General features: G+C 47.8%; 7 protein-coding genes. 1 reads left to right on the top strand and 6 read right to left on the bottom strand.

Going from position 1 to position 6,738, the window contains the following annotated elements; translation table 11 throughout:
* Nucleotides 1-2: 2 nt before the first annotated feature.
* The 6 genes from ADIAL_RS09395 to ADIAL_RS09420 are packed head-to-tail and all read right to left on the bottom strand — an operon-like array spanning nucleotide 3 to nucleotide 5,683.
* A complete protein-coding gene (locus tag ADIAL_RS09395) occupies nucleotides 3-938 on the bottom strand; it encodes a D-ribose ABC transporter substrate-binding protein (protein ID WP_034302912.1) in 936 nt (311 codons plus the stop codon).
* Between the two features lie 19 nt (nucleotides 939-957).
* On the bottom strand, nucleotides 958-1,920 hold the full coding sequence (locus tag ADIAL_RS09400; protein ID WP_034302914.1) for an ABC transporter permease subunit: 963 nt from the start codon (nucleotides 1,918-1,920) through the stop codon (nucleotides 958-960).
* Nucleotides 1,920-3,401, bottom strand: a complete 1,482-nt coding sequence (locus ADIAL_RS09405) for a sugar ABC transporter ATP-binding protein (protein ID WP_034302916.1) — start codon at nucleotides 3,399-3,401, stop codon at nucleotides 1,920-1,922. Before ADIAL_RS09405 ends, ADIAL_RS09400 begins: the two co-directional genes overlap by 1 nt.
* A gap of 12 nt (nucleotides 3,402-3,413) precedes the next feature.
* The gene (gene rbsD / locus ADIAL_RS09410) at nucleotides 3,414-3,815 is read right to left on the bottom strand and encodes a D-ribose pyranase (protein ID WP_034302918.1); all 402 of its coding nucleotides are present in this window, start codon (nucleotides 3,813-3,815) and stop codon (nucleotides 3,414-3,416) included.
* Entirely contained in the window at nucleotides 3,790-4,704 is a 915-nt protein-coding gene (gene rbsK / locus ADIAL_RS09415) for a ribokinase (protein WP_034302920.1), read from the bottom strand. Before rbsK ends, rbsD begins: the two co-directional genes overlap by 26 nt.
* 13 nt (nucleotides 4,705-4,717) lie before the next feature.
* Complete coding sequence (locus tag ADIAL_RS09420; protein WP_034302925.1) at nucleotides 4,718-5,683, bottom strand: LacI family DNA-binding transcriptional regulator; 966 nt, start codon at nucleotides 5,681-5,683, stop codon at nucleotides 4,718-4,720.
* 193 nt (nucleotides 5,684-5,876) lie between these two features.
* Between ADIAL_RS09420 and ADIAL_RS09425 the strand changes: the two genes are divergently transcribed.
* Nucleotides 5,877-6,632: a CPBP family intramembrane glutamic endopeptidase gene (locus tag ADIAL_RS09425; RefSeq protein ID WP_034302926.1), complete on the top strand. Its 756-nt coding sequence runs from the start codon at nucleotides 5,877-5,879 to the stop codon at nucleotides 6,630-6,632.
* Nucleotides 6,633-6,738 lie beyond the last annotated feature (106 nt).

Consider the following 6,738-nt stretch of genomic DNA (forward strand, 5'->3'; position numbering starts at 1 on the left):
GCTTATTCTGCCGTGATCAGTTCCAGAGGAGCGGCAATTTCCTCGTCAATAGACTCGCCGGAGAAGTAGCTGTACACAGTATCTACAGCAATGGACCCCATTTCATATGGCTGCTGAGCAATCGTCGCATCCAGGCGGCCTGCTTCGATTTCAGACAGTGCATCATCGTTACCGTCAAAGCCGACTACCACAACGTCACTCAGACCGGCACCTTCAAGAGCTTCTAGCGCTCCAAGAGCCATTTCGTCATTTTGAGCAAAGACGGCTTCGATATCGGAGTAGGACTGGATAATGTTCTCCATGACACTTAGACCTTCAGAGCGGTTGAAGTTCGCTGACTGGCTTTCCACCACATTCAGACGCTCATCTGCAACATTTCTGAATCCTTCGCCTCGCTCATTGGTAGCCGATGCTCCCGGGACACCTTCCAGCTGGACGACTTCTGCTTCTTCTCCCACTAGGTCAATGATGAATTCAGCTGCCATTTCTCCTCCCTCAACATTATCTGAAGCAATAAAGGTTAGAACGTCCCCGCCTGAACTGGAGCGGTCGATGGTAATAACTGGGATGCCTGCTGAGTTGGCTGACTCGATAGCAGGGGTGATGGCGTCAGAATCAACAGGGTTGATGAGCAGAATGTCCACACCTTGCTGAATTAGATCATCGATGCCGTTGATCTGAGTCGCCGTATCATCTTGTGCATCCACTGCCCGTACTGTCGAGCCGTTTTCTTCTGCTGTTTCAACCACACCACGCTGCAGATCGCCGAAAAATGGATTGTTTAAAGTTGAAATAGACAGGCCAATAGTTATATCTTCCGCTGCACGCTCTTCGACGTCCCCATTGTCTCCGGACTGTTCTCCCTCAAGGGTAGCTGCCCCGCAAGCGCTCAGTGCCATAAGTGCTGATACAGATAGTAAGCCGATTAGTTTTTTCATGATTGTTTCCTCCATTTTTTTATTTTTTTCTATCTAGTAATACCGCAATAATAATAACGACTCCACGGACAACTTGCTGATAAAAACTGGATACACCCAATAGGTTCAGGCCGTTGTTCAATGTACCGATAATCAAGGCCCCGATCAGTGTCCCAACAATCCGTCCTTTCCCTCCGGCGAGACTGGTTCCGCCGATAACCACGGCCGCAATCGCATCCAGTTCATAGGCTGTACCGGCAGTGGGTTGAGCTGAATTCAGTCTGGACGTCAGAATCAGTCCAGCCAGTGCCGACATCATACCCGATATGGCATATACTGATGTTTTGACCCGGTCGGATTTGATGCCTGCGATGTATGCTGCCTGCTCATTTCCTCCTATAGCAAAGGTCTTGCGGCCAAAGGTCATTTTGTGGAGCACAACGAACAGGATCATAAAGGCGACTGTCGTGATAATAACGGGGAAAGGAATACCAAAGAGGTAGCCTCTGCCGAAGAATTGAAAGGCAAAGCCACCGCCAAAACCAGTAATGGGATTCCCCTGCGTATAGACGAGCGTCAGCCCCCTGTAGATGGTCATGGTTGCCAAAGTGCCGATAAAGGGAGCCACGTTGCCTTTAGTAATCAGCAGACCATTGATCATCCCCAAAAAGGCGCCTGTGAGCAAGCCGGCTATGATGGCCAGCACAGGCGGCACACCGATACCAATGATGCCCGCTGTCAGCGCACTTGACAATGCAAGGGTCGAACCAACAGACAAGTCAATGCCTCCCGTAATGATGACAAAGGTCATCCCAAATGCAATCAGGGCGTTAACTGACACCTGCCTCAGCAGATTCAGCAGGTTTGCCGGCCTAATAAAATTCACATTCATTATGGTTACAATCAGCATGAGGATAATTAGAGCGACCAGCGGCCCCAGCTTGCGATACAGATCACTTCGTCTTTCTTTTTTTCTCGTAATTGCTGCACTTTTCGTTTCCATTATTTTCCTCCCGTAGCTAAGGTCATGATGCGTTCTTCTGACAGTTCGTCTCTGCTCAACTCACCGGAGATAGTCCCCTCGTGAACAACGAGCACCCGGTTGCTGACCCCAATCACTTCAGGAAGATCACTAGACACCATGATAATCCCCACACCCCGCTCTGCCAGTTCCTTCATCAAATTATAGATTTCTCTTTTGGCTCCGACATCCACTCCTCTAGTCGGTTCATCCAGAATCAGCACACGTGAGCCGGCTCCAATCCATTTGGCCAGAACTACTTTCTGCTGATTTCCGCCTGACAAGGCTCCTACCGGCAGCTCCATATTTGCCGTTTTGACGGTAAGCCGCTTGATTAGCAAGTCAACAAATGCCTCTTCCTCTTTTGTATCTATCCATCCTTTGGTTGAAAATTCCTCAAATGCGGTCAAACTGATGTTGTCTTTTACCGAAAAGTCCAGGATCAACCCTTCAGACTTTCTGTCTTCTGTCAGAAAGCCGATACCTCTCTTAACCGCATCCGAAGGACTGGAAATATCTATTTTATCTCCATCCAGATACAGTTCACCCTCATCTGTCGGGTCGATCCCGAATATCCCTCGCATGATTTCTGTGCGTCCAGCACCCATCAGCCCGGAGAATCCTAATATTTCTCCAGCATGCAAGGTGAACGAAACCCCTTCATAAGCCGGGAGATGGCTCAGTTTTTTGACTTCCAGAAGCGGTTCTCCCGGCTGGTTATCCATTTGAGGATAGTAATCTTCTAGATCACGTCCGACCATGTGCTTGACGATTTCATCATAACTGGTGTCTGTGGTTTTTTTCGTACTGATCGATACACCATCTCTCATTACCGTGACCCGGTCACTAATTTCAAAGATTTCTTCCATCCGGTGTGAGATATACACGAAGGCTACCCCTTTTTCTTTTAGCTGCCGGATGATGGTAAACAATGTCCGTATTTCCCGGTCCGTCAGAGCGGCAGTGGGTTCATCCATAATAATAATTGCAGCATCATTGAGCAGAGTCTTGGCGATTTCCACCAGCTGCTGCTGGCCGACGCTTAAAGTTTTCATCAAACGGTCAAAGGCGATATCGATGCCCAGTTCATTAAAGACCGCTTCCGCCTGCTTTTCCATTGCCTTATTCTGTATCCAGCCCATCTTATTTTGCACTTCTTTTCCCATGAACATATTTTCAAGCACGGTCATGTCCGGCCAAGTAATCATTTCCTGATGGATAAAGCTGACACCTTGCTCTTCAGCTTCTTTTGGATTGGCATAGAGTGTCTCTTCTCCATCAATCCAGACCTCCCCACTGTCTTTCTTGTGAAGTCCGGTCAGAATATTCATCAAGGTCGATTTCCCCGCACCGTTCTCGCCCATCAAGGCATGAACTTCTCCTGCTTCCAGTGAGAAATCTACGCCTCTGAGCACTTTATTTTCACCAAATGCTTTTGTAATGCCTTTCATTTTTACCTGCACTGTCGATTCCTCCTAAAAGATGACACCCGCTTGTAAGATCACATTGGCATAAGGTGTGATTTCTCCTGTTCGAATAATGGCTTTTGCTTGTCTGGATTGCTCCTTAAATGTCTCATGCGTGATATAGGATGCAGGAATGTCCTCTTTGCTGATTTGCTCAAGCAGCCTCTGGTGGATTAGCTGATTTTGTTCTTTTATCTCTTCTGCCAGAGTAACGGTTTCTACTTTCATTTCAGACAGCAGCGTCTCTAGTACCTCAAGAAAACCCGGAGTGCCTGGCTTGAGAGCCAGATCTATTTTAGTGACTCCTTCTGGCACGGGCAGGCCGCAGTCTGCAATAACCACTTCGTCGGTGTGGCCCAGATCGGCCAGCACTTTACTGATATTACTATTTAAAATCCCATTCTTTTTCAAAACTCTCATGCTCCTTCATCTGTCTGAGTGTTGGTGCACCTGTCTGAGCTCCTGCTTTTTGAATCGACAGCCCTGCAGCTATGTTTCCAAACCGGATGCTGTCTCTGATTGGCAGGCCTGAACTGAAGGCATAGGCGAAAGCCCCGTTGAAAGTGTCTCCAGCCCCAGTTGTGTCTACCACCTGGTCAATCTGCACGGGTGGCACAGTTTGAATCGACTCGCCATCATAATACATAGCCCCCTTACTTCCGAGCGTAATGATCAGTTTGTTCGGATAGCGCTTTAAAACACTGTCCATCGTTTCATCCGGAAATAAAACAGCAAACTCCGTCTCATTAGGCGTCAAAAACGTAACTTTGTCCAGGTAGGCAGGTGCTAGCTCACGGGCCGGTGCGGGATTAAGCAGCAAGGGAATATTCAGCTGGCTGCAGCGTTCAATCACGTGCCTAACCGTATCGGCTGGTGTTTCATTCTGAATCAGTACGAGATCACTTGTCTGAAAAACAGCACTCTGATCCATAACTTTGTCCACACTGTCCGGACCATACAGCCCGTTGGCGCCTGCGACATAGACAATCGCATTGTCCGAATCGAAAAGAGTGATAAAGGCAGAGCCGGATGATTGTGTAACCCGTTCCACATTATCTGTATGAATGTCGTTAGCCCTTAAATTAGCCAGCAGCTGCTGCCCAAACACATCCTGCCCTACTGCTCCCAGCATCACAGTCTCAGCTCCAAGTCTGGCACAGGCTACTGCCTGATTGGCACCCTTTCCACCGAAACTGGTTTGAAAGCTTTTTCCTTCGACGGTTTCCCCCATGGCAGGCAGTTTAGCTGTTTCCACGACAAAATCAGTTGAAATGCTGCCGATTACTGTAATCTTTGCCATTTGATCTCTCCTTTTATCTTAGTGAATCCCGCCGGATCAGTTCCGGTTCAAGCTTCACGCGTTTATCTGCAACGGTTTTCTTTTCAATCAAATCGATGAGCATTTTAGCTCCTTTGTAACCGACCTCATAAGCCGGCTGGGCTACTGTAGTCAGTCCCGGATACATCAGGCGGCTGAACAGCATGTTGTCGTAGCCGATGATCTGAATGTCTTCAGGAATACTGAACCCTCTTTTTATGGCTTCTTTCATGACGGCCAGCGCGAAGACATCATTATTCGCAATGACTGTATCGAAAGTGTCAAATGTGTCGAATAACTTCTGGGCTGTTGCTTCAGCCTTTTCGACATTGAACGTCTCCGTTTCCAGTACTTTGTAGCTAACTTGCTCTTTATTTAAAACGGACAGAATCCCTGACAGCCGGTCTCTGGCTCCCGATACCTTGCGTGGGCCGGCCATGACTATAATTTCTCTGGCCCCCGCATCAACGACGGCCTGACCCGCCAGCTCTCCGCCTAATGTATCATCGGTAGATACAGAGTAGTTTTCTCCTTCCAGCGCCCTATCTAAAAGTACTTGTGGAACCTGAGCCCCATAGGCTTTTTTCCCCGAAGCCGCAGACAGAATACCGCTGATGTTATACTGGGAGAAAAATTTGACATACATCTCTTCCTTGTCCGCATCTTCTTCCACATTGCCTAAAATAACCATGTAGCCATTTTTCTGTGCGCAGTCTTCAACACCCTTGGCCAGAAGCGGAAAATAGGGATTAGAAATATCAGGAAGCAGCAGACCCAGCATTCTTGATGTTTTCTGAAAAAGAGACCGGGCTACTTCATTGGGAAAATAGCCTAAGGCTTCAACCGCTTCTTCCACCTTTTTTCTGGATTCCTTTCCAACATAGCCGCTGTCGTTGAGGGCACGCGAGACTGTAGCCACCGAGACCCCTGCATATTCTGCTACTTGCTTGATCGTTATCATATTAGCTGCTCCATTCTGTAACCGATTACACACTCAGTGTATCACCTCTTTCTTATTTGTCAATAGAAAACGCTTTAATTTTATTTTATTCCATTCATGCGCCTGTTATTCAGTTACTCAGGCAGTCTTTAGTGGCATCAGCCTGAAATATTTACTATACTTGAGACCATAAAGCTTTTTGGGAGGAAATCATATGAAACTAACTGAGGGTTACCCCTTGAGAAAAATCACTTTTATGGAACAGCTGCTGATGTGGCTGGCTTCGCCTGTTCTTTTCCCGATCATTCCGTCCGTGTTGATTGGTGTAGTCTTCGGCGTGATGAATGCCGGACAGACTTCAGAGGAACTGCTGGAGGGCATCGGCAGCCTGGACGGCCTGATTACCTTTGTCGGTTTTGCCGGCAGTCTGCTTTTGATGGCTCTGATCATCACCCAAAAAAAGCTGCCGGTGATGAACCGGAAACGTCTAACCAGGGAAGAGTCAGTCGGGATGCGTGGCCTGACCAAGGAAGACTGGAAATTTTTAGGCTGGTTTGTGCCCGTTTCCTATGTGCTGTTTAATATCGGCGGAACGATTTTGGAAATCGTAATGGGCGGAGGTGAGCTAGTCAACCAGGAGGCAGTAGAAGCTCTTGTGGTCGATACACCTTTGTGGATGCTCTTCATCATTATCGTGATTGCGGCACCGATTGCCGAAGAATGGCTGTTTCGCGGAGTCATCTTTTTCCGCGGCGAGCACAATGAAATCAGCTGGACGACCCTTATCGTTACGTCTATTCTGTTTGGTCTAGTACATGTCCCGACGACGGTCGTGGCTGTCTATACTTACGTCGGTATGGGCCTCTTGTTCGGCTATGCTGCCAAGCGAACACGTTCTGTGGAAGCCGCTATTTTCTTCCACTTTGTCAATAATCTGATTGGCTTTATTGTTCTGGCTGCCGCCGGATAACTGATTTTAAAAAAACTGTCCCTGTAAATAGACTGACCTGCTGATTTGAGACACTAATAAAACACCTTCTTAGACTGCTATTCCTCCAAATTCTAATGGGGATAGT

The organism is Alkalibacterium sp. AK22 (assembly GCF_000585255.1).
Classification (GTDB): Bacteria; Bacillota; Bacilli; order Lactobacillales; family Carnobacteriaceae_A; genus Alkalibacterium.